The organism is Zhenhengia sp., from assembly GCF_046966505.1.
GTDB classification, from domain to species: domain Bacteria; phylum Bacillota; class Clostridia; order Lachnospirales; family Cellulosilyticaceae; genus Zhenhengia; species Zhenhengia yiwuensis.
Window position 1 is genome coordinate 98,714 of sequence record NZ_JBKVCH010000009.1, and the last position, 22,235, is coordinate 120,948.

Here is a 22,235-nt window from a genome sequence, read left to right on the forward strand (position 1 = left end):
TATTAGTATAGGTAAAATGCAAAATCTGGTCTATACTTGAATTAAGAGATAAAACTTAAAGAGGAGAAAAGGTATGTTTGATATTAAAGAAGAACTAAAAAAACTTCCGGCTCTTCCAGGCGTTTATTTAATGAAAAATGAACTGGATCAAATCATATATGTAGGTAAGGCAGTAAGTCTGAAAAATAGAGTAAAGCAATACTTTCAAAAATCTAAAAATCATTCTATAAAAACTATTCGATTAGTAGAGCAGATTAGAAGCTTTGAGTATATTGTAACGGCTTCTGAACTAGAGGCACTTGTATTAGAGTGTAATCTTATTAAGCGATATAATCCTAAATATAATATTCGCCTTAAAGATGATAAGCATTATCCTTACATTCGTGTGGATATTCAAAATGCCTTCCCACGCGTAACGGTTGTAAGAAGTATGAAAAAAGATGGGGCTAAATATTTTGGACCTTATACAGATGTTAATGCTATGTGGGAGCTTGTAGAAATCATTAAGAAGACATGGCAACTTCGTACGTGTACAAGAGTATTGCCAAGAGATATTAATAAGGAGAGAGCATGCCTTAACTATCATATAGGACAATGTAGTGGGCCATGTATTGCCAAGTCCTCAGAGGTTGAATATAAGGTAATGGTAGATGAGGTAACATCTTTTTTAAGTGGTAAATACCAAGATATTATTAAGCGTATAGAAAGACAGATGGAAGATGCAGCTATAAATCTAGAATTTGAAAAGGCAGCTACCTTAAGAGACCAGCTAGCTGCAATTAAGAAAATTGAGCAGAAACAGACTGCTTCTAACAGTAGTATGGAGGACCAAGATGTTATAGCCTTTGCGCGTAGTGAGAAGGATACCTTAATGCAAATCTACTTTGTGAGACAGGGAAAACTTATTGGACGTGAACATTTCTTAATTAATGAGACCGAGGGAGAAGAAATTGAGACGTTATTTAGAGAGTTCATCATACAGTTTTATTCAGAGGCCAATTTTATTCCTAAACAGATTTTAGTAGAAAAGGTACCTCAAGATTTAGAACTACTTGAAGAATATTTGACGATGCAAAGAGGTAGTAAAGTTACTATAGTGCATCCTCAGAAAGGAACTAAACATAATCTATTAGAGCTGGCGAGTAAAAATGCTTATATTACACTGAGTCAGTTTGGTGATGAACTAAGAAGGCAAGAAGCAAGGACAAAGGGAGCGCTTGAAGAAATTCAAGAAGCAATTGGTTTGAGTGGCAACTTAACTAGAATAGAAGCCTATGATATATCTAATACTCAAGGGATTGAGTCTGTAGGGGGAATGGTTGTCTTTGAAAATGGTAAACCGAAACGTAGTGACTATCGTAAGTTTAAAATTAAGAGTATTCAAGGGCCAAACGACTATGGCAGTATGGAAGAAGTTTTAGATAGACGTATTGCAAGATTGGTACAAAAAGGAGAAGAAGATAGTTTTGCTAAAATGCCTGACCTTATTCTAATGGATGGTGGTAAAGGACAAGTTGGTGTAGCTGAAAAGGTTATTGCGAGTTATGGGCTAACGATTCCGGTATGTGGTATGGTAAAAGATGACCGTCACCGTACAAGGGGATTACTTTATCAAAATGAGGAGATTCTTCTTAAAACGACTTCAGAAGGCTTTAAACTTATTACACGTATTCAAGATGAAGTCCATCGCTTTGCTATAGAATACCATAAAAAGTTACGTAGCAAGGCTCAGGTTCAATCTGTTTTAGATAATATTAAAGGTGTAGGAAAAGAACGTAAAAAAATGCTTATGAATACATTTAAGAGTGTAGAACTTTTAAGACAGGCAAGTCTGGAAGAAATTGAGGCTGTACCGGGTATTCCGAAAGATGTGGCACTAAACATTTATACTTTTTTCCATAAACAATAGATGTTATAATAACTAATAGTATGTAAAAATTAGAAAAAGGAGTAAGGGCATGTATTCTGTAAAAGTAAGTAAAATCATTGAACATTTTAAGCTTGAGCCTTTAACACCGAATGTAGAGTACGATAACAGACAGGTTACAGAATCTGATGTAAATAGACCAGCTCTCCAATTAGCAGGATTTTTTGACTATTTTGATCCTACAAGATTACAGATTATTGGTAAAGTTGAGCATACTTATCTTCAGAAAATGAGTCAGGCAGACAGGGCAAAGTGTATTGAACGCTTAATGAGTTATAAAGAGATTCCTTGTATTGTTCTGTGTAGGGAAGAAATTAATCCATTCCCAGAAATGATTGCCTGTGCTGAAAAATATGGTATTCCTATTTTTAAAACTCTTGAAGCAACAACAAGTTTCATTGCAGAAGTGAATAGATGGTTACATGTAGAACTTGCACCTCGTATGTCTATGCATGGTGTTCTTGTAGATATTTACGGGGAGGGCGTACTCATTACAGGAGAGAGTGGCATTGGGAAAAGTGAAACAGCTCTTGAGCTTGTAAGAAGGGGCCATCGTCTTGTAGCAGATGATGCAGTAGAAATCAAACGTGTATCTGGTACAACACTTCTTGGGTCAGCACCAGAAGTTATTCGTCATTTTATTGAAGTACGTGGTATTGGAATTGTAGATGTGAAGCAGATTTTTGGGATAGGTTCTGTAAAAGAAATGAAGAATATTGACTTAGTTGTAAAACTTGAGTTATGGGATCAAAAGAAACAGTATGATAGATTAGGGTTGACAAATGAATATATGGATATTCTAGGTATTAATGTTGTAAGTCATTCTATTCCGATTAGGCCAGGGAGAAACCTTGCGATTATTTGTGAAACAGCTGCCATTAACTTTAGACAAAAGAAAATGGGTTATAATGCGGCAGAAGCACTTAATGAACGTGTTATGAATAACTTACAAAATAATTTTAATAATTAATTCTTCAGGAGGAAAGTGATGTATTATATTGGTGTAGATTTAGGTGGGACAACTATTAAGGCGGGGTTACTTAATAGTGATTATGAGATTATTAAAAAGGTTGTGATTCCAACAGGAGCGGAGCGTTCATCAGAAGAAGTTCTAAGAGATATGGCTATGCTTTGCAGAGAAATTATGCAAGAGCATAACTTAACAGAAGAAGATGTACACTCTATTGGTATTGGTAGCCCAGGGATTGCTTCTCCGATTGAAGGCATTATTCATTATGCAAGTAATCTTAACTTCAACGAAGTAAATGTAAGAAATGAAATTCAAAAATATATTAACTTACCAGTTTACGTAGAAAATGATGCAAACTGTGCAGCCCTTGCAGAAGCAATTTGTGGTGCAGCTAAAGGTGAAAAAGACGTTGTCGTTATGACACTTGGAACAGGTGTAGGCGGCGGTATTATCATTAATGGTAAAGTTTATAGTGGTGCTTTCTGTGGTGGCGGAGAAATCGGACATCATGTGATAGAGATGAATGGTCGTCCATGTGGATGTGGGCGTAAAGGTTGTTTAGAACAATATGCATCTGCTACAGCACTTATTAATGATGCAAAAGCAGCCGCAAAAGCAAACGCTGGAAGCAGCCTTAATGAGCTAGTAGAAGATGGTAACTTAGACAATATGACGGCTAAAATTGTATTTGATGCAGCACAAAGTGGTGATGAAGTAGCCGCAGCTGTACTTGATCAATACTTTAGATATGTAGCACACGGTGTAGCTAATATTGTTTATATGCTTCAGCCAAGCACTGTTGTATTAGGTGGTGGTATGAGTGCTCAAAAAGAAAACCTTACAGGGCCAGTTACACAATATGCAGCAGAGGAAATGTGTCCAGGGCTTGAGCTTAGAAATCCAGTTAAAGCAGCTATTTTAGGTAATGATGCAGGAATCATTGGTGCCGCATTAGTAGGAACAACTTTGTAAAATACAATAGAATCAAAGCATTAGCTTGTTAAGGTGGGGATGAGTCAGTTCATCCCCACCTTAATGCATGACGTTATGAATGAAATAATGGATAAACTTAAAGGGGGCTTACAAATGAATCAAAAAGAACTACTTAAACGTTATGTCATGAAATATAAGTGGTTCTATATATTTGGTGTACTTATTTTATTACTTGTCGACTATATGCAACTTTTTATTCCTAAGATTATAGGAATGGTAACAGACGGGATTAAAGATGGAAGTATGGCGTCAGAAGGAATTATTACAATGGTTATGACTTTAATAGGCGTAACTCTTGTGATGGCTCTTTCTCGTATAGGTTGGCGTTATTGTATCATAGGTTCATCAAAGAAGATAGAACGTGATTTAAGAGCAGATTTATTTGAAAAATGGGTAGAGTTAGATGCGCAATACTTTAATGCACATAAAACAGGAAATTTAATGGCTTATGCAACGAATGACTTAAATGCTATTCGTATGATGGTAGGACCTGGTGTTATTACTATATTTGATGCGGTCATTATGACATTTCTTGTAATAGGCCAGATGGCTTTTGACATTAACTTACAGCTTACTTTAGTAGCGATTATTCCAATGCCATTTATTGCATGGGGGAGTTACTATTTTGGTAAGATTATAAAAAGACGTTTTAAAATTAAACAAGAAGCTTTTGCACTTTTATCAGATAAGGTACAGGAAGCTTTTTCGGGGATTAAGGTTATTAAATCGTTCGTGCAAGAGTATTATGACCTTAAAGATTTTGATGTTATTGCAGAAGATAACTATGATAAGAATTTAAAGCTTGCTAAACTTTCAGCATTTTTAAATCCATTAGTGATTTTCTTAGTAGGTACAAGTTTACTTATTTCTATAGGTTATGGAGGGTATCTCACCATGGTTAATGAAATTACCATTGGTGAATTTGTAGCTTTCAATCAGTACATACTTATGCTAAGTTGGCCAATGCAAGCCATTGCTATGGGGATTAATACCTTTGCACAAGGTTCAGCTTCTGTGAAAAGAATTGATGAAGTTCTTCAAGTACAGGCAGTGGTTCAAGATGAGGAGGGTGCTAAAGCACTTGAGCAGGTAGAAGGAAATATTAAGCTTTCTCATTTAAACTTTAACTTCCCAGATAATAATCAACAAGGTCTGATAGATGTAAACTTAGATATTAAAAAAGGTGAAACGCTTGCTATTTTAGGCAGAACAGGTAGTGGTAAATCTACTTTAGTAAACTTACTTCTTAGAATTTATAATGCGCCAGAAGGGTCTATCTATATTGATGGTAAAGACATTATGAAAGCAACCGTGCAAAGTGTACGTGAACATATTGCTTATGTACCACAGGATAATTTCCTTTTCAGTGATACGATTGCCAGCAATATTGCATTTGGAGCGGATCACCTAACTAAAGAACAGATTGAAGAGGCAGCAAGAAAAGCAGATGTACATAGAAATATTATGGACTTCCCAGAGAAGTATGATACAGTCGTAGGGGAAAGAGGTACAACTTTATCAGGTGGACAGAAACAAAGGGTATCTATAGCAAGAGCGCTTATATTAGATGCACCTATTCTCATTTTAGATGATTCCTTATCTGCGGTTGATACAAAGACAGAAGAACTGATCTTAGAAAACTTAAAAGAAGTACGTGAAGGCAAAACAAATATTATTATTGCACATCGTATTTCAACCGTACGTCATGCAGACCGTATTGTAGTTTTAGAAGAAGGTCGTGTAGCTGAGTATGGTAATCATGAATCGCTTCTTGAGATGCAAGGCATTTATGCAGATATGTATGAAAAACAACAGTTGGAAGAAGAACTCAGTGAGGCATAAGAGGAGGAAACAAAATGAAAGATAAAGATAGTAGTCTTATAAAGCGTTTGCTTGCCTATGCAAAACCTTATAAATGGTGGTTCTTACTGGTTTTAATCTTTATGCTTGGAAGTACAGTTGCAGATTTAGCAAAGCCTGTACTCATAGGAAACGCTGTAGACTTATTTACTGAAGGTTATAAAATACCTTATGTAGAAGATGATAAGGCAAAGGGAACAATAGAATTTGAAGGGCGTAAACTACGTCATTTAGAAGAGAAAGAGAATATACAAGAAGTTTCACAGATGCTTCAATATAAGAGCCAGTATTACTGGGTACAGGAAATGAACTTAGAAGATGCCAAGGCAGTTTTGGCTATGACACCATCCATGTATCGTAATAGTATTTTAGAGAGCGAAGATAGTCTAACGATTGATGTAAATGGTCATACTTATAAAGGACGTTTATTAGAAAAAGAGGAACTTAAAGTATTAAGAAGTCTTAATCTTAAGCCACTAGCTATACTTGCAGGTTATTTCTTATTAGTACTTGTAGTAAGTTTTGCTTTCTTATATTTACAAGCAGTAATCTTACAGTATATTGGACAGAAAATTATTTTAGCTATAAGGCATGAAATTTATGACAAGATGCTGCATTTACCATTTAGATTTTATCATCAAAATCCTATTGGTAAGTTAGTAACAAGAGTCACCAATGATACAGAAACCCTTAATGAAATGTATACCAGTGTTCTAGTCAATTTATTAAAACAGGCATTCTTCCTAATAGGGGTTATGGTCATGATGTTAGCTACAGATGTGAAAACAGCCTTATGTGTTATTGGGCTTGTGCCAATTGTTGTTATTGCTACCATCATTTATAAACGTTTTTCAAGACGTGCGTATCGTGAGATGCGTAATAAGCTTACAGAAATGAATGCCTTCCTATCTGAACATTTATCTGGTATGCGTGTTATTCAAATTTTTACGCGTGAAAAAGCTAAAGTCAAACAAATGAAGAAGATTAACAATGAACACTTTAAGGCAAATATGAAAGAAATGACAGCTTTCATGCTCTTTAGACCTTTTATTTTCTTCTTATGCTACATAGGTGTAGCGCTTGTACTTCTGGTAGGTGGACATAGTGTACTTCAAGGTGCCATGAGCGTAGGAGCACTTATTATTATGACATCTTATACAAAGGATTTCTTTGGACCTATTGAACAACTTGCAGAGAATTTCAATGTACTTCAGTCAGCATTAGCTTCAGCTGAGAAAATCTTCACCATTTTAGATGAAGAAAATGAAATTATAGAAGGTACACGTAACATTGATTCAAATACTTTTAAAGGAGATATTGAATTTAAAAATGTATGGTTTGCCTATGAAGGTGAAGAGTGGATTTTAAGGGATGTTTCTTTCAAAATAGAAGCAGGACAAAAGGTAGCCTTTGTAGGAGCAACAGGAGCAGGCAAAACATCTATTTTAAGTTTAATTTGTCGTTATTATGATATTCAAAAGGGACAAATCTTAATAGATGGTATTGATATTAAGGAGTATGATACAGCAGCACTTAGAAGCCAGGTAGGACAGGTGTTACAGGATGTATTTATGTTTACAGGTGACATTAAAGGGAATATTAGACTAGGAAAAGACAGCATTTCCCAGGAAACTGTCGAAGCAGCAGCAAAACTTGTCAATGCCCATGAGTTTATTAAAAAATTACCACATGGGTATGATGAAGAAGTATTAGAAAGAGGTAATAGTCTTTCAACAGGTCAGAGACAACTTATTTCTTTTGCGAGAGCAGTTGCATATGATCCTAAGATCTTTATTCTAGATGAAGCTACAGCTAATATTGATACAGAAACAGAAAGTCTTATTCAAGATGCTCTTTATAAGATGATGGAAGGACGTACAACTTTAATGGTTGCCCATCGTTTATCAACCATTCAGCATGCAGACAACATTATTGTATTACATAAAGGTAAGATTAGAGAGATGGGTACACATCAGACACTACTTGCCAATAAAGGTATTTATCATCATTTATACCAATTAGCCCTTGAAAGCCAACACATGGCTTAGAGGAAAACTATAGAAATAAGAGGTATACAGAGAGTGGACAATAAATTAGAGCTTCAAATTAAATTAAAAGTAAAAGATGTGCTACGTTATAACTTATGGGTAGCCTACCGCTCTATTGTAAGCAAACTTATGCTTATTCTTGGAGTAGGTTTAACAGGATGGCTTATTTATAAAGTAAGTGTTAATACAGGTAGGTTAGATGTATTTATTTCACAAAACATTATATGGATTGTACTAGCTGTATTTATTCTTATAGCAACCCCATTTAAAGTTTGGACTATTACAGCAACACAGATGCAGGCGCCTATTTTTTCAGGTGTTTCGAAGTACATTTTTACAAAAGAAAATATTTATATGCAGGTAGGAGAGTTAGAAGACACAGTTTCTTGGGATACCTACATTAAAATTGTGGAAACAAATAAAGATTTTAGATTTTTTGTGGATAAAGTTCAGGCACAAATTTTCCCTAAACATAATATGACAGCACAGCAAATAACAGTTTTAAAAGCATTGATTAAAGAAGCAAAGGATGAAGCTAGTTATAAGCTCAAATAGAAAGAGGACCAAATGGAAAGATTATTTCATATCTCTACAATTAACAAATACCTAGAGTGGTTTGAAGATGATTGGGATAAAATTAAAGCTTTTAGTGAGAAACATCAAATGGACGGGGTAGAGCTGGGGCTTACCTTGGATTATGATATTAGCCGTATACCAGAAGAAATTGTAAAAGGTATACATCTAAGCTTCTATCCCATGTGGTTAGATTTCTGGCAAGGAAACTTAGAAAAAGTTGAACAGATTTTAGGTAGTAAAGAAGCAGTTAGAGCCTATTACGGTGGTGAAGATAAACAAGTAATGATAGATACATATAAGAAACAATATGAAAGGGCTAAAACTTTAGGTGCTAAATATATGGTCTTTCATGTGAGTCATGTATGTATTGAAGATTCTTTTACTTGGAAGTTTGATTATACAGATGAAGAAATTATAGATGCGGCTGTAGAACTGTTAAATGAAGTTTTCCCAGCAGATGAAGAAGGGCCGTTATTACTTTTCGAGAATTTATGGTGGCCAGGTCTTAATTACCTAGATAAAGAGGTGACACATAAACTTATTAAAGGCGTAAAATACGCACAAAAAGGATTATTAATAGATATTTCGCATCTTACCCTTACCAATTTACAAATTGGGACAGAAAAAAGTTGTTACGCGTATATTAAAGAAGTGGTTAAGAATTTAGGTGAATTAAAAGACTATATTTATGGTATACATTTGAATAAGACATTACCTAAATATTATATGAGTCAAGACCGTAGCTATTTATTAGAGCGTTATAGAGAGGCGCAATCACCAATGCTCAAAAATCGTATTTTGAAACAGCATATTCAAAAACTAGATCCACATCGTCCTTTTGATCATGAAATTGCTAAAAAAATTGTAGAGTGTATTGGTCCTAAATTCTGTGTCTATGAAACAAATCCTGCGGATATTTATGAAATGGCTTATTTCTTAAAGCAGCAGAATAAGGCATTAGGCATTCTATATAAATAAAGGTATAATATATTAAACTTTAGTTTAATTATTAAATATTAATAAATATGTATAAAAAGAATAATTAATGTCGAGTAAATAGTTGACAGTATACTCCAATTTTCTTATAATAGTTTTGTAACAATTAGTTAATAAATTATGAGAAGCCGGAGGAAATGAAAATGCAGTTGAAGAAAACATTACTCGCAATAGGGATTGCAGTGACTACTATGTTAGTACCTTCACTTGTATATGGACAAGCTTATGGTAAAGTAAATGTTGAAACTTTGAATATGCGTCAGGAACCGAATACAAAAGCTACCAATGTAGGCCAGTTAAATCAAAAAGATGAGGTACAAATCATTGGTCGTGCAAATGAGGAATGGCTTCAAGTAAAAGGTAAAGATGGCAAGTCTGCCTATGTTTTTAGTGAATATGTTTCTGTAGAAGAAGCGGAAGGCGCTATTATAGGACAAGGCGTACGCTTAAGAGATTATCCAGCCACAACAGGAAGTAATGTATTTGACACCCTTAGTAAAGGTGATAAAGTGGTTATTCAATATACAGTAGATGGATGGTGTAAGGTTATCCATGATGGTAGAGAAGGTTTTGTAAGTGCTGAATATGTGGATTCAAAGTTTATGGATGAAATAAAGTCCAAATCTATTTCAGAAGTAAAACGCATTGTGCCTACGAAAGTAGAAGCACCTGCTCAAACAGAATCTACAGCTTCTAAGAATAATACATCAGGGTCAAGTAGCAGTAATAGCAATACAAAGCCAGTTGCAAGCTCAGGAAGTTTGGCAGATGCTATTATACAAGATGCAAAACAATTTTTAGGTAATCCATATGTATATGGAGGTAACAGTTTAACAAATGGTGTAGACTGTTCAGGATTTACACAACAAATTATGAAAAGACACGGCATTAGTATTTCTAGAACATCTAGTTCACAGTATGATAATGATGGTTATAAAGTAAGTAGGGATGAACTACGCAAAGGAGACTTAGTATTCTTTGGCTATAATGATTCGATCTCACATGTAGGTATTTACATAGGAAATGGACAAATGATTCACTCTGGTACAAGTAGTACAGGTATTACAATCAGCTCACTTGAAGGAGCTGGAAAACCTTATATAGGTGCAAAACGCGTATTATAAAATAATAAAAGACATATAGGAATGACTTTCTATATGTCTTTTTTATATAATTATAGTAAAAATAAGGGGAATAAACATGAATAAAAAACCTAATATTTTATTCTTAATGAGTGACGAACATCGATTTGATGTAAGTGGATTTACAGGTAATCAAATAGTACGAACACCATTTTTGGACCGTTTAGCAAAAGATGCAGTTATTTTTACTAATGCTTATACACCATCTCCAGTATGTATACCGGCTAGACAATGTATAGCAGCAGGTCAGTTTCCAAGGACATGTGGAGTAGAGAACTATGGTCAAGACTTGCCACCCAATTATCAAACTTTTGCTAAGACACTCGTACAAGGAGGGTACAAAACTGCAGCAGCAGGTAAATTGCATCACTTTGGTATAGACCAAATGCAAGGATGGCTTTATCGTATTGCTGGGGATTGTGAAGTTTCCTCAAAACATTATGCACAAGGCTGTAATAGGACTGCTACATCTGATAATGCATCAGGACTTTTAGAAAGTGGCATCAAGTGGGATGATAAAAAAGAAATTCTTAGAGCAGGCCCAGGGCATAGTGCATATGCAAGAAGAGATGAGTTAGCCGTACAAGGAGCCAAAAACTTTATCTATGAGCACTTTATAGATAGTTATTATGATAGAGCTACGCCTCATGTACCTCTTATGTTATATGTAGGTCTTTTAAATCCCCACTATCCATACATAGCAGAAGAAAATCTCTTTAATTATTACCTAAATAGAGTGGAGCTTTATGAGAATCAAGAACCTTTCAATCATCCGTTTTTAGGAAGATGTTCTAACTGTGGTCCACTTAGACCAGGTATAGATATTGATAAGAGAGATGTAAAAAGGGCCATGTCTGCCTACTATGCTAATATAGAAACTATAGATAAGCAATTTGAACAAGTATTTAAGGCCTTGGAAGAAGCTGGTGAAGACTTAGATGAATGGATTATTATTTATACAACTGATCACGGTGAGATGCTCGGAGAGCATGCTATATGGGAGAAACAAAGATTTTTTGAAGGAAGCGTAAAAGTGCCTTTATTTATTAGATACCCTAAGAAATATGCACCTAAAAAAGTAGATAAAAATGTTAATCTAGCAGATTTATTTGCAACCTTATGTGAGTTAACTGAAACGCCGTTACCGGGCCACTTAGATAGTAGAAGTTTAGTGCCTTTAATGGCAGGGGATGATAGTGACTGGATGGATGAATCTATTTCACAATGGGGAGGAAGAAATCTTATGATTAAATGGGGAGCAGTAAAGTATCAGCTTTATACTGATGATGGGTCAGAGGTGCTATTTGATTTAGACACTGACCCAAGTGAAAGTAGTAATCTGATTCATCATGAAAAATATAAAGCGCTACTTCCTAAATTTAGAGAACGTGCAGAAGCATTAGGCTTTAGATATAAAACATGTAATTAGAATTATCAGCATAGCGAGTAGCTTCACGTGCTAGCTGATCTAAAGTAATAGACTCTAACTGAGTAAGAAGTACCTGATCTATTTTATTCCAGACAAGGTCCATAAGGACCTTATCTGTGATAGGATCAGAGGAAGAAGATTCTGTGTGCTCGAAAAGGCTGGTTTCAACAGCCTGAAGAATGGTGTTTACTGTAATCATTTCGGGAGGGGAGGTAAGTTCATAGCCTCCTCCTGCTCCTTTAATAGAGTGAACAAGTCCAGCTCTTTTAAGAAGTGAAAAAACCTGCTCCAAATAAATTTTAGAAATACCTAGTTTTTCTGAAATACGAATGATCGTTATACATTCATGATGGGCATTAAGTTGCGCCATATAAGTAAGAGCAGCTAAAGCATACCTACCTTTAGAGGAAATTTTCATAAAGAGGACCTCCATAAATCTTATTAATTCTATAGGTTTTATTAATTATAGTATAAAGATGAAGAATAAAATAAACAATAATATTAAAATATATATTTAAAAATGTTGACTATTTAGATAAGGGGTGCATATATTATAATCATAGTAAACAGATATGTTTTATAAAGGAGCGTGTTGTAAATGGCAAAGATTTATAAAAGCTTAGTGGAATTAATAGGTAGAACGCCTTTACTTGAATTAAAAAACTATAGTGAGCAGCATGATTTAGAAGCTATTTTATTAGGAAAATTAGAATACTTCAATCCAGCGGGAAGTGTTAAAGATAGAATTGCAAAGGCTATGATTGAGGATGCAGAGGAAAAAGGCCTTCTTAACCCTAAGTCTGTTATTATTGAACCTACTAGTGGTAATACAGGCATCGGTCTGGCAGCTGTAGCAGCAGCAAGGGGCTATCGTATTATTCTTACTATGCCAGAGACTATGAGTATGGAAAGAAGGAATCTCCTTAAAGCTTATGGAGCAGAAGTGGTACTTACAGAGGGGGGGAAAGGTATGAAAGGAGCTATTGAGAAGGCCAAAGAGCTTACTCAAAACATTCCTAATAGTTTTATGCCCAGTCAGTTTGACAATCCGGCCAATCCTAAGGTACATGTAGCTACAACAGGGCCAGAAATATGGGAAGATACAGAGGGAAAAGTAGATATTTTTGTAGCAGGAGTGGGCACGGGTGGTACTATAAGTGGCGTAGGTAAATATCTAAAGCAGCAAAATCCTAAAGTTAAAATAGTGGCAGTAGAGCCTTTTGATTCACCTGTTTTATCAGGTGGTAAACCAGGACCACACAAAATTCAAGGTATAGGTGCAGGATTTGTACCACAGACACTAGATACGGCTATTTATGATGAACTTATTCCAGTTAAAAATGAAGATGCTTTTAGAGCTACGAGAGACATTGCAAGATGTGAAGGTGTACTAATAGGTATTTCTTCAGGAGCAGCAGTATGGGCAGCTACAGAACTTGCTAAAAGACCAGAAAATAAAGGCAAAACTATCGTAGTTTTATTACCAGACACTGGAGAGCGTTACCTTTCAACACCATTATTTAGTTGACAAGGTGAATACCTTTTACTATACTAATTCCTAATAATCAGAAGGAGGTAGAGACATGAAAACGATAGCAGCATTTTTTGATATTGATGGAACAATTTATAGAGAAGGACTTATTACAGAAGTCTTTAAGAAGATGGTTAAATATGAGCTAATAGATCCAAGCAAATGGGATAGTGAAGTAAGGCCAGCTTTCTTAAATTGGGATAAAAGACAAGGAGACTACGATACGTATCTACTTAAAATGGTAGATGTATATATAGAGGCTGTTAAAGGAATATCTCCTGATCATATGGAATATGTAGCAAAAAAGGTCATTGATCAAAAGGGAGATCGTGTTTATACTTTCACGAGAGACCGTATTAACTGGCATAAGCAAAATGCTCACAAAGTGATTGCTATATCTGGTTCACCAATTGAGCTTGTAAGAGAGATGTCTAATAAATATGGTATGGATGATTTTAGAGGTACCATTTATGAAGTAGGAGATAAAGGCACTTATAGCGGGAATGTTATACCGATGTGGGATGCAGTAAGTAAACGAAAATCTATTTTAGAAATGGTGGAAAAGTATAATATTGATTTAGAAGAAAGTTATGCTTATGGAGATACTGCAGGGGATATGACTATGTTGAAGATGGTAGGGCATCCTTTTGCTATTAATCCAACAAAAGAATTACTCTCTAAAATCTTAGAAGATGAGGACTTAAAAAAGAAGATCACAATCATTGTAGAGCGTAAAGATGTTACTTACCGTATGAATGTAGATTGTATAGATACTATTAATAGCATATACTAAAGGTAAAATATAATGAAGTGTGATACATGTGCAGGAAGGGCAAGCTTTTTATGAGGTATAACAAAAGTCATTATGTGTGGGAATGTAAATGGTGAAAATACTAAGCTAGATTTGAAAGTGCCAAATGTTCTTCGGTAAAATGTATTGAATTCATTTCTGTTAAGATTATTTAACTTGACAGAAGTCCCTTAATGTGTAAAAATAAAACATCTTTACTAGTGGGAGGGAAATGAATGAAAGCATTAGAATATTATAGAGAAATCCTTGAAAAAGCGGGTGTTACATTACCACAAGGTGTTGTAAAGAATGAAGAACATTATTTTTCTAAACTTTATATTGCTAGAGTACTTAGAGATTTAGAATATAATAAAGAAGCCTACGAAATAATGCGTGCTATGTATGAAGTGAATGAAGTGCGTTTTGACAAAACACTTTATGCAAGTCATGAAGATTATATTGAAGAAAAAGTAAAGTTCTTTGTAGAGCTTGCTAAGTTAAGCTATATTGTAACGGAGGAGCCAGCTCAGAGTATCCCTTATTTAGATGAGGCACTTATTAGATTAGATAGTGAAGAAAGTTCTTATCCATATATTAGCAAAACAGAAATAGAAAAATTGAAACAAGAGTATATCAACCTAGTAGGCTAAATAACCGCTAGGTTATTTTTTTGTTTTGAGAAGAATCCCTAGCGGAAAAATATGGAGATGGCTATTTTCTGACTCTAAGGATGATATAATAGAAGAAAAAAGATAGGAGAAGGAGGGGCCTATGGCATTATTTATACTAGGCACAGCTAAAAGTGGTAAAACGACAGCCTGTTATAAACAATTACAGGAAGAGCTAGCCAAAGAAGCTTATCATAATTTGATTATGCTTGTGCCTGAACAGTTTAACTTACAGGTTCAAGTAGAGCTAGCCAAGCTTCTAAAACCAGGATTATTAAGAACGGAAGTTATGAGTTTTAGAAACCTAGCTAAACGTGTTTTAAAAGAAGTGGGTGGCATAAAAGAGCCTGTTATCGATGATTTAGAACGTGTCATGATTTTAAAAAAGCTATTAGAACAGCATAAGAGTGAGCTTGTTTACTATAAAACAACCTATGGTAGTGAAGGGTTTGTAGATGGCATTAATAGACTGATTACTTTATTTGAACAAAATGAAATAGATAAACCTTTCTTAGATGCATTAGAGCAAGATGAAAAGAGCAGTGCAGTTTTTAAAAGCAAATTACAAGATATTACAGCTATTAATGAATGGTTCCATACTTATATTGCCGAGCGTTTTGTGACTGTAGAAAAAACAATGGAGCGCCTTGCAGGTGCTGTGCATAAAAGTGACTACCTCAAAGATTCAATTGTATGGATAGATGGGTTCTACGGTTTTACAGCAGTGCAGATGAAGATTATTGAAGAAATAATGCATAAGGTAAGTCAAGTTATTATTACACTTCCAATTGATCGTCACTATACAATGAATGAATACATTTATCCTAATAATCCTTTCTATGATAGCATTAAAAATTATCAGAGCCTTATGGCAAGATGTGAACAAGGTAATATACCTTATGAGACAATGGTAATGAAGGCTGATAACAAGGATAAGGATGCACTGGCTTACTTAAGTGAGAACTATCTCAAGCCTTATGTCAAACCGTTTGAGAATGAACAAGATGCTATTAGGATTATGAGTTTCCCTTCAAAGGATGAGGAAGTGACACAGCTTGCCTGTGAAATCGTAAGACTTATACGTGATGAAGATTATCGTTATCATGATATAGCAGTACTTGTAGGGGATATGGGTCAGTATAAATCTTCTCTTGTAAGTACTTTTAAAGAATATGATATTCCAGTTTTTATGGATGATAAGAAGAGTATTCATACCAATGGTCTAGTAGCCGTTATCGATGCAGCTTTAGAGGTTATTACAACAGGTTGGACTTATAAAAGTATTATGAGCTTTTTGCGCTTTAATCGATTAGATTTGACCACAGATGAAATAGATACTTTAGAAAACTACTTATTAGAACATGGCATCCAAGGTAAGAAAAAATGGGATGCTACATGGGAGAGAGAAAGCAAAAGTATACCACTTGAAGTAATCCAAGCTATTAAAGAAAAGGTACAGGTGCCTCTTCTTAGTTTAGAGGAAGCTTTAAAAAGTGCTCAAGATGGGAGTGGTAAAATCAAAATTAGGGAGGCTAGCATAGCTGTTTATAATTTCTTAGAGAGTATTCATGCCTATGAAACAACTCAGCAGCATATTGCTTACTATAAGCAAGTAGGAGAGCTAAGCCTAGAACTTGAAAATACCCAGATATGGGGACAGGTTGTGGATACTTTGGAAAGATTAGTAGACCTACTTGGGGAAGAATCCGTCTCTATTAAAGTCTTTAAAAATATTTTGAAGACAAGTTTTGGTTATATTGAGATAGGTATTATCCCACCTTCAAAAGACCAAGTGATTGTAGGAAATATTAATAGAAGCCGTATTCCTCAAGTCAAAGCACTCTTTATTCTAGGTGTGAATGAAGGGGTTATTCCAAAGATAGATGAGAGTATGCCACTCTTTTCAGATATGGACAAGCTGACTCTTATGCAGCTTTGTGAAAAGGCAGATGAGAAAAGGTCAAGGTTATATGATGTTGTAGTGCATAATCCTTTATATATGGGGCAGTTCCTCGTTTATTATGCCTTTACAAGAGCAAGAGAAAAACTTTATGTGAGCACTATTCAAGCTGATGAAAATGGTAAGGCCCTTAGACCTTCTATTGTATTTTATAAATTACGTAAGCTCTTTAGAGAAATACCTTTTGAATATGACCAGTTAGATGCGCTTCAGGCAGCTAAGCCGGCATTAGGCTATGTAGGGTGGCAACTTCGTAAATACTTAGATGGGCAAGGAGAAGAAGGTCCATGGCAGGATGCTATGAGTTGGTTTATGACCTCTAATGAGTGGAAGGAACGTATAAGACACCTTGCTTCTTATATGGCTTATACGAATCAACAGGAATATCTAAGCAAAGAAAATGCTAAGAGTCTATATCCAGAGGGGCTTGTAACAAATATTTCACAGTTGGAGCTTTACCGTAATTGTCCATGCTGCTACTTTATACGTTATGGACTGAAGGCATCTGAACGTAAAGTACTTCAGTGGAATGCAGCTGATATAGGAACACTTTTCCATAGCACACTTGAGCGTTATCCAAAAGAACTGGCTAAGTGTAAGGTAACATGGGTTACTGCTACATCAGAGCAGCAGGATCAATGTATAGAAGAAGCGCTGCGTTATAGTGCGGCTAAGCTTAGTCAGAATGCTAAACAGGATGGGCGTTTTGCTTATACTTTAAAGAAGGCACGCAAAATGACTAAACGTGCTATAGGGGCTTTAACCCATCAGCTTAAAGCAGGAGAATTTGAGCCAGAAGCATATGAAGTAAGTTTTGGCAGTGAGCAGATGCCACCTATTGAGATTATTCTAGATAATGAGCATACTATTTTCTTAAAAGGACAGATCGATAGGGTAGATGTCTATACAAAGGATGGAGAAGGAAAATATATTAAAGTATTAGATTATAAGTCAGGTAATAAAAACTTTAGCTTGCTAGAGCTTTATCATGGCCTTCAGTTACAGCTTTTACTTTACTTAGATGCATATCTTCGCCTTAATGAAAAGAATAAAGCGGCTGGGATGTTTTACTTCCATATTGATACACGTACTGTTAAGTATGAAACTGGTATGGAGCTTAGTGAGGCACTTACAAAGCAGCTTAAACAGTATAAGTTATCAGGACTTGCTGTAGATGATGTAGATATACTAGATAAGATGGAAAGTGGTGTGAAAGGTGAAATCCTACCAGCAAAAGCTAAGAAAGATGGTACATTAGGCAGTGGGGCTAGCGTAGCAAGTGAGGCGCAGTTTAGACAACTTATTGAGTATATGCATGATTTAATACGTGGTTTAGGTAAGGATATGCTAGCTGGCAAAATCAGTGCCAAACCGTGCAAACTAAAAGAAAAAGATGCTTGTGCATTTTGTAAGTATCACACCATATGCCAGTTTGATACAACCAATAAAGATAATACCTATGAGCAGCTTAGTCCATTAGGTAATAAAGAGATTTGGGAGGAACTTGCGAAAGGAGGAGAGGAACATGCCATGGACACCCATGCAACAGGCGGCAATTGATAAACGACATGCTAATATTTTAGTTTCGGCAGCAGCAGGTTCTGGGAAAACTGCTGTTTTAACAGAGCGTGTCTTTAATCGTATCGTAGGCAATGAAATGGAAGAGGGTATAGATATTGACCGCTTCTTAATTGTTACCTTTACAAGTGCTGCAGCACATGAAATGAAAGAACGTATTGCAGATAAAATTAGTAAAGCTATTGAAGCTTTGCAGGTTGAAGAAGCTACTGAAAAGACTATAGAGAAGACAGCTTATTTAGAAAGGCAACTTACACTTCTTGCTAAGGCCTCTATTTCTACCATTCACTCTTTTTGTTTGAAATGTATTAAGAACTATTTTACCTATTTAGAGATAGATCCTAACATTAAAGTAGGTAATGAATCTGAATTACAGGTTATGAAACTGGATATTTTAGAAGAGATGTTAGAAGAAGCTTTTGATGCAGAAGATAACAGTGACTTTATGGAACTTGCAGAAACTTATGGGAGTATTCGTGGGCTAGAGCCTCTTATGGAACTTATTCTAGACCTTCATACCTTTTCGAAGAGTACGATTTTCCCTAATGAATGGCTAGAGGAAAAGAGTAAGTTAGAAGGTGATGTGTGGAAGCAGGAACTTCTAGAGGATATTTTTGAAAATCTAAAGGATCTTACAAAAGTCTATGAAGAGGCGCTCAAAGTCACATGTCAGACAGCGGGGCCGGCTTTATATGAGCCTACACTTAGAGGGGATCTGGAGCAAATTCAGACTGTATTAGAACTGCCAAGAGAAAATATGAAAGATATTGTAGAGCATATTTATGGCATTAATTTTGGAAGATTACCAAGTAAGAAGCAAGAGTGTGAGGAAACGCTTAAAGAAAGGGTTAAAGCCTATAGAGAGCTTGCTAAGGATGTAGTAAAGGGTGCTCAGGGCGTGGCTAAACTTTTAAGTGATCCTTACTTAGAAGATAAAACTAAGCAGGCAAGTGGGCTTATGCAGACACTGGTAAAATGGGTCAAAGAGTTTGATATACGCTTTAGTGAAGCTAAGAAGGATAAAGGTCTTGTAGATTACAACGATTTAGAACATATGTGTCTTAAGCTTTTTGTTAGACAAGAAGTAGATGAAACAGGTCATAAAGTAATGGCTTATACAGAAGTAGCAAAGGAACTTGCAGATTTCTACGAGGAAATTTACATTGATGAGTATCAAGATAGTAATGCTGTTCAGGAAACCATATTAGGTTCTATAGCTCTTGCTAAGGAAGATGGACCTACACGCTTTATGGTAGGGGATATGAAACAAAGTATTTACAGATTCCGCCTTGCTAACCCACTTATTTTTGCGGAGAAGTATCATTCTTTTAATAAGTATGAGGTAGAGGGTGCCCATAAAGATGTATGTATTGACTTATCTCAAAATTTTAGAAGTCGTAATAATATTTTAGAAGCTACGAATGACTTGTTTAGTCAAATTATGAGTGAGCGTGTTGGAGAGCTGGAGTATGATGAGGATGCTAAGCTTAAGGTGGGTAATCTTTACGATAGTGGAGATGCACAGGATTATACCAGTGAGGTAGCAGGTGCGGTAGAACTATATTTAGTAGAAACAGGAAATGCTACAAAAGAAGTGGGTACAGAAAGTGAAGAGCTAGCAGGGGAAGCAAACATTCAAGAACTTAAAAATATTGAACTTGAAGCTCTAATGGTAGCTAAGAAAATAGGAACTCTTCTAAGGGGAGAAGGCAATCCTCAGGTAGTCTATGATAAGGAGTTGGATAAATACCGTAAAGTAGAGCCTAAAGATATTGTTATCCTACTACGCTCAGTGCAGGATAAAGCTAACTTATTTGAAGAGGCTCTTTTAAGAGAGGGAATAGATGCTTATGCAGATGTAAGTAGCAACTTTTTTGATGCGATGGAAGTTCAGATTATGCTAAGTCTTCTTCAGATTATTGATAATCCTAAGCAGGATATTCCCCTTTTGACAGTACTACGTTCGCCTATAGTAGGGTTAGATTTTGATGAGATTCTTGCCATTAGAAAGTTTGAAGAAGAGGTAGATTTTTATACAGCAATGTGTCATTATAGTGAGACGGGAGCAGGTTCTAAAACTCTTAATGACTTTATTCTGCTTCTGAAACACTATAGAGAAGTAGCTGTACTTATGCCACTTGAAGAACTTATGGCAAGGTTATTAATTGAAACAGGATACTACCAATATGTAGGAATGCTTCCAGCAGGTGCTAAGAAAAAAGCTAACTTAAAACTTCTTAAAAAGTATGCAGAAGACTTTGAAGCAAATAGTGGTGTTGGTCTGTTTGCTTTCTTACAGTATATAGATAGGTTGCGTACATCAGGTGCTAAAGTAGGAGAGGCTAAACTAGTAGGTGGAAGTGAGAACCTAGTAAGTATTATGACCATTCATAAGAGTAAAGGGCTGGAGTTCCCTATTGTATTTGTATGTAATGCCAACAAGCAGTTCAACAATCAAGATCTTATAAAGAATGTCCTTATGCATCATGAGCTAGGGCTAGGACCTAAGTATACAGATTTAGAAACAAACATTTTATATGAAACTTTACCATTTGAAGCTATTAAACGTAGAATTACCTCGGAAAATATTTCTGAAGAGATGCGTGTTTTATATGTAGCCTTGACAAGGGCAAAAGAAAAACTTTTTATTACAGGAACTGTGAAGGACTTAGATAAAGAAGTGCAAAAGTGGAGTCAGTTTGCCATTAGAGAAACAACAGGAATTTTACCTTTAGGTCTTAAAAAGTCTCCAAGCTATTTGAACTGGATTGGCATGAGCCTTTTTGCTCATAGTAAGTTTGATGATTTAAGAGATAGAATGGGCATGGGGCAGTTTTATCTTTTTAAAGGTGAAGGAGATTGGGCTTTAAATGTTATACCTGCTATACAGCTTATAGAAGAGCAGCAGACCTTGGAAGAAAAGGTGGAAGCGCGTGAATTCATTTTAGATCACTGGAATGTGGATGAGGCCTATAGTGAGCATAAAGCATTGATTTATAACCGATTAGGGTATACGTATCCTTACATGAAAGCTACTACAATGCCTGTTAAAGTAACTGTTTCTGATCTGAAAAAGCAAGCTATGTTAGAGGTTTACGAAGAAAGTAAACATACTTTAGGTGGGGAAGATGAGCAAACAGAAGAGATTATCACAGAAAGTGAATTAAGTTATAGCTTTGATGATAAAGTTATTCCACGCTTTATGAGACAAGAGGAAAACATGCAGGCCACAGTACGTGGTACACTTATTCATAGTGTATTGGAGCAGATAAACTTTATACAGTGCAAGAGCGCAGACCTTATTATGGCAGAACTTGACCGATTAGTAGAAACAGGTAAACTGCATGAAGAAGCAGCCCGCATAGTAGATGTATGTAAGCTGGAGCGTATGGCGACTTCTACTATGATAGAACGTATGGAAAAGAGTAAGCATGTCTGGAAAGAAAAAGCCTTTGTGTATCTACTTCCAGCCAATGAGGTGGATGAAACATATGACTTAGAGGAAGAAATTCTATTACAAGGAGTAGTAGATACATGCTTTATAGAAGAAGAAGGACTTGTCATTATTGATTATAAGACAGACTATGTAGATGGTAGAAAGCTTAAGGCAAGTATTGAGAAAATTAAAAGACGTTATCAAGTTCAGCTTGATTTATATGCAAGAGCATTAAGTGAGATTACAGGACTTCCAGTTAAGGAAAAATGCCTGTATCTATATCATATAGATGAATGGATCACACTTGATTAAAACTAGAACATAGAGGATG

At 35.6% G+C, this 22,235-nt stretch carries 15 protein-coding genes; 14 read left to right on the forward strand and 1 reads right to left on the reverse strand.

Features of this window, described 5'->3' with window-relative positions; all coding sequences use genetic code 11:
• Nucleotides 1-73 precede the first annotated feature (73 nt).
• The 9 genes from uvrC (at nt 74) to ACLTBU_RS11240 (ending at nt 11,941) form a co-directional block, all read left to right on the forward strand.
• Nucleotides 74-1,909, forward strand: a complete 1,836-nt coding sequence (uvrC, locus tag ACLTBU_RS11200; RefSeq protein ID WP_412218938.1) for an excinuclease ABC subunit UvrC — start codon at nt 74-76, stop codon at nt 1,907-1,909.
• A gap of 49 nt (nt 1,910-1,958) precedes the next feature.
• Nucleotides 1,959-2,897 (forward strand): HPr(Ser) kinase/phosphatase, encoded by a 939-nt coding sequence (gene hprK, locus ACLTBU_RS11205; RefSeq protein WP_177670200.1) that lies wholly within the window; start codon nt 1,959-1,961, stop codon nt 2,895-2,897.
• Between the two features lie 18 nt (nt 2,898-2,915).
• The gene (locus tag ACLTBU_RS11210) at nt 2,916-3,869 is read left to right on the forward strand and encodes an ROK family protein (protein WP_412182751.1); all 954 of its coding nucleotides are present in this window, start codon (nt 2,916-2,918) and stop codon (nt 3,867-3,869) included.
• A 114-nt stretch (nt 3,870-3,983) separates the two neighbouring features.
• Nucleotides 3,984-5,732: an ABC transporter ATP-binding protein gene (locus ACLTBU_RS11215; RefSeq protein WP_412218940.1), complete on the forward strand. Its 1,749-nt coding sequence runs from the start codon at nt 3,984-3,986 to the stop codon at nt 5,730-5,732.
• Between the two features lie 14 nt (nt 5,733-5,746).
• Entirely contained in the window at nt 5,747-7,798 is a 2,052-nt protein-coding gene (locus tag ACLTBU_RS11220; RefSeq protein ID WP_412218942.1) for an ABC transporter ATP-binding protein, read from the forward strand.
• Between the two features lie 33 nt (nt 7,799-7,831).
• The gene (locus ACLTBU_RS11225) at nt 7,832-8,353 is read left to right on the forward strand and encodes a YcxB family protein (RefSeq protein ID WP_412218944.1); all 522 of its coding nucleotides are present in this window, start codon (nt 7,832-7,834) and stop codon (nt 8,351-8,353) included.
• 12 nt (nt 8,354-8,365) lie between these two features.
• Nucleotides 8,366-9,352 (forward strand): TIM barrel protein, encoded by a 987-nt coding sequence (locus tag ACLTBU_RS11230; RefSeq protein WP_412218946.1) that lies wholly within the window; start codon nt 8,366-8,368, stop codon nt 9,350-9,352.
• 161 nt (nt 9,353-9,513) lie between these two features.
• Nucleotides 9,514-10,494 (forward strand): NlpC/P60 family protein, encoded by a 981-nt coding sequence (locus ACLTBU_RS11235; protein WP_412218947.1) that lies wholly within the window; start codon nt 9,514-9,516, stop codon nt 10,492-10,494.
• Between the two features lie 76 nt (nt 10,495-10,570).
• Nucleotides 10,571-11,941, forward strand: a complete 1,371-nt coding sequence (locus ACLTBU_RS11240; protein WP_412218948.1) for a sulfatase-like hydrolase/transferase — start codon at nt 10,571-10,573, stop codon at nt 11,939-11,941.
• On the opposite strand, the gene ACLTBU_RS11245 is transcribed toward ACLTBU_RS11240, so the two are convergent.
• On the reverse strand, nt 11,919-12,359 hold the full coding sequence (locus ACLTBU_RS11245) for an RrF2 family transcriptional regulator (RefSeq protein ID WP_412218949.1): 441 nt from the start codon (nt 12,357-12,359) through the stop codon (nt 11,919-11,921). The two genes, ACLTBU_RS11240 and ACLTBU_RS11245, sit on opposite strands and share 23 nt — an antisense overlap.
• Nucleotides 12,360-12,539: 180 nt before the next feature.
• Here ACLTBU_RS11245 and cysK point away from each other — a divergent pair, with 180 nt between their 5' ends.
• The 5 genes from cysK to addA all read left to right on the forward strand — a co-directional run bounded on the left by cysK (nt 12,540) and on the right by addA (nt 22,216).
• Entirely contained in the window at nt 12,540-13,469 is a 930-nt protein-coding gene (gene cysK / locus ACLTBU_RS11250; RefSeq protein WP_412218950.1) for a cysteine synthase A, read from the forward strand.
• Nucleotides 13,470-13,524: 55 nt separating this feature from the next.
• Entirely contained in the window at nt 13,525-14,265 is a 741-nt protein-coding gene (locus tag ACLTBU_RS11255) for an HAD-IB family hydrolase (protein ID WP_249331612.1), read from the forward strand.
• Nucleotides 14,266-14,498: 233 nt separating this feature from the next.
• Complete coding sequence (locus tag ACLTBU_RS11260) at nt 14,499-14,912, forward strand: hypothetical protein (RefSeq protein ID WP_249331616.1); 414 nt, start codon at nt 14,499-14,501, stop codon at nt 14,910-14,912.
• A 121-nt stretch (nt 14,913-15,033) separates the two neighbouring features.
• A complete protein-coding gene (locus tag ACLTBU_RS11265; RefSeq protein ID WP_412218951.1) occupies nt 15,034-18,450 on the forward strand; it encodes a PD-(D/E)XK nuclease family protein in 3,417 nt (1,138 codons plus the stop codon).
• Nucleotides 18,416-22,216, forward strand: coding sequence for a helicase-exonuclease AddAB subunit AddA (gene addA / locus ACLTBU_RS11270; RefSeq protein WP_412218953.1), 3,801 nt, complete (start codon nt 18,416-18,418; stop codon nt 22,214-22,216). Before ACLTBU_RS11265 ends, addA begins: the two co-directional genes overlap by 35 nt.
• Nucleotides 22,217-22,235 lie beyond the last annotated feature (19 nt).

Coding starts and splice junctions, on each gene's coding strand:
- ACLTBU_RS11230 (WP_412218946.1), top strand. CDS start 8,366: ATGGAAAGATTATTTCATATCTCTACAATTAACAAATACCTAGAGTGG.
- ACLTBU_RS11245 (WP_412218949.1), bottom strand. CDS start 12,359: ATGAAAATTTCCTCTAAAGGTAGGTATGCTTTAGCTGCTCTTACTTAT.
- ACLTBU_RS11235 (WP_412218947.1), top strand. CDS start 9,514: ATGCAGTTGAAGAAAACATTACTCGCAATAGGGATTGCAGTGACTACT.
- ACLTBU_RS11255 (WP_249331612.1), top strand. CDS start 13,525: ATGAAAACGATAGCAGCATTTTTTGATATTGATGGAACAATTTATAGA.
- ACLTBU_RS11220 (WP_412218942.1), top strand. CDS start 5,747: ATGAAAGATAAAGATAGTAGTCTTATAAAGCGTTTGCTTGCCTATGCA.
- ACLTBU_RS11260 (WP_249331616.1), top strand. CDS start 14,499: ATGAAAGCATTAGAATATTATAGAGAAATCCTTGAAAAAGCGGGTGTT.
- uvrC (WP_412218938.1), top strand. CDS start 74: ATGTTTGATATTAAAGAAGAACTAAAAAAACTTCCGGCTCTTCCAGGC.
- addA (WP_412218953.1), top strand. CDS start 18,416: ATGCCATGGACACCCATGCAACAGGCGGCAATTGATAAACGACATGCT.
- hprK (WP_177670200.1), top strand. CDS start 1,959: ATGTATTCTGTAAAAGTAAGTAAAATCATTGAACATTTTAAGCTTGAG.
- ACLTBU_RS11215 (WP_412218940.1), top strand. CDS start 3,984: ATGAATCAAAAAGAACTACTTAAACGTTATGTCATGAAATATAAGTGG.
- cysK (WP_412218950.1), top strand. CDS start 12,540: ATGGCAAAGATTTATAAAAGCTTAGTGGAATTAATAGGTAGAACGCCT.
- ACLTBU_RS11210 (WP_412182751.1), top strand. CDS start 2,916: ATGTATTATATTGGTGTAGATTTAGGTGGGACAACTATTAAGGCGGGG.
- ACLTBU_RS11265 (WP_412218951.1), top strand. CDS start 15,034: ATGGCATTATTTATACTAGGCACAGCTAAAAGTGGTAAAACGACAGCC.
- ACLTBU_RS11240 (WP_412218948.1), top strand. CDS start 10,571: ATGAATAAAAAACCTAATATTTTATTCTTAATGAGTGACGAACATCGA.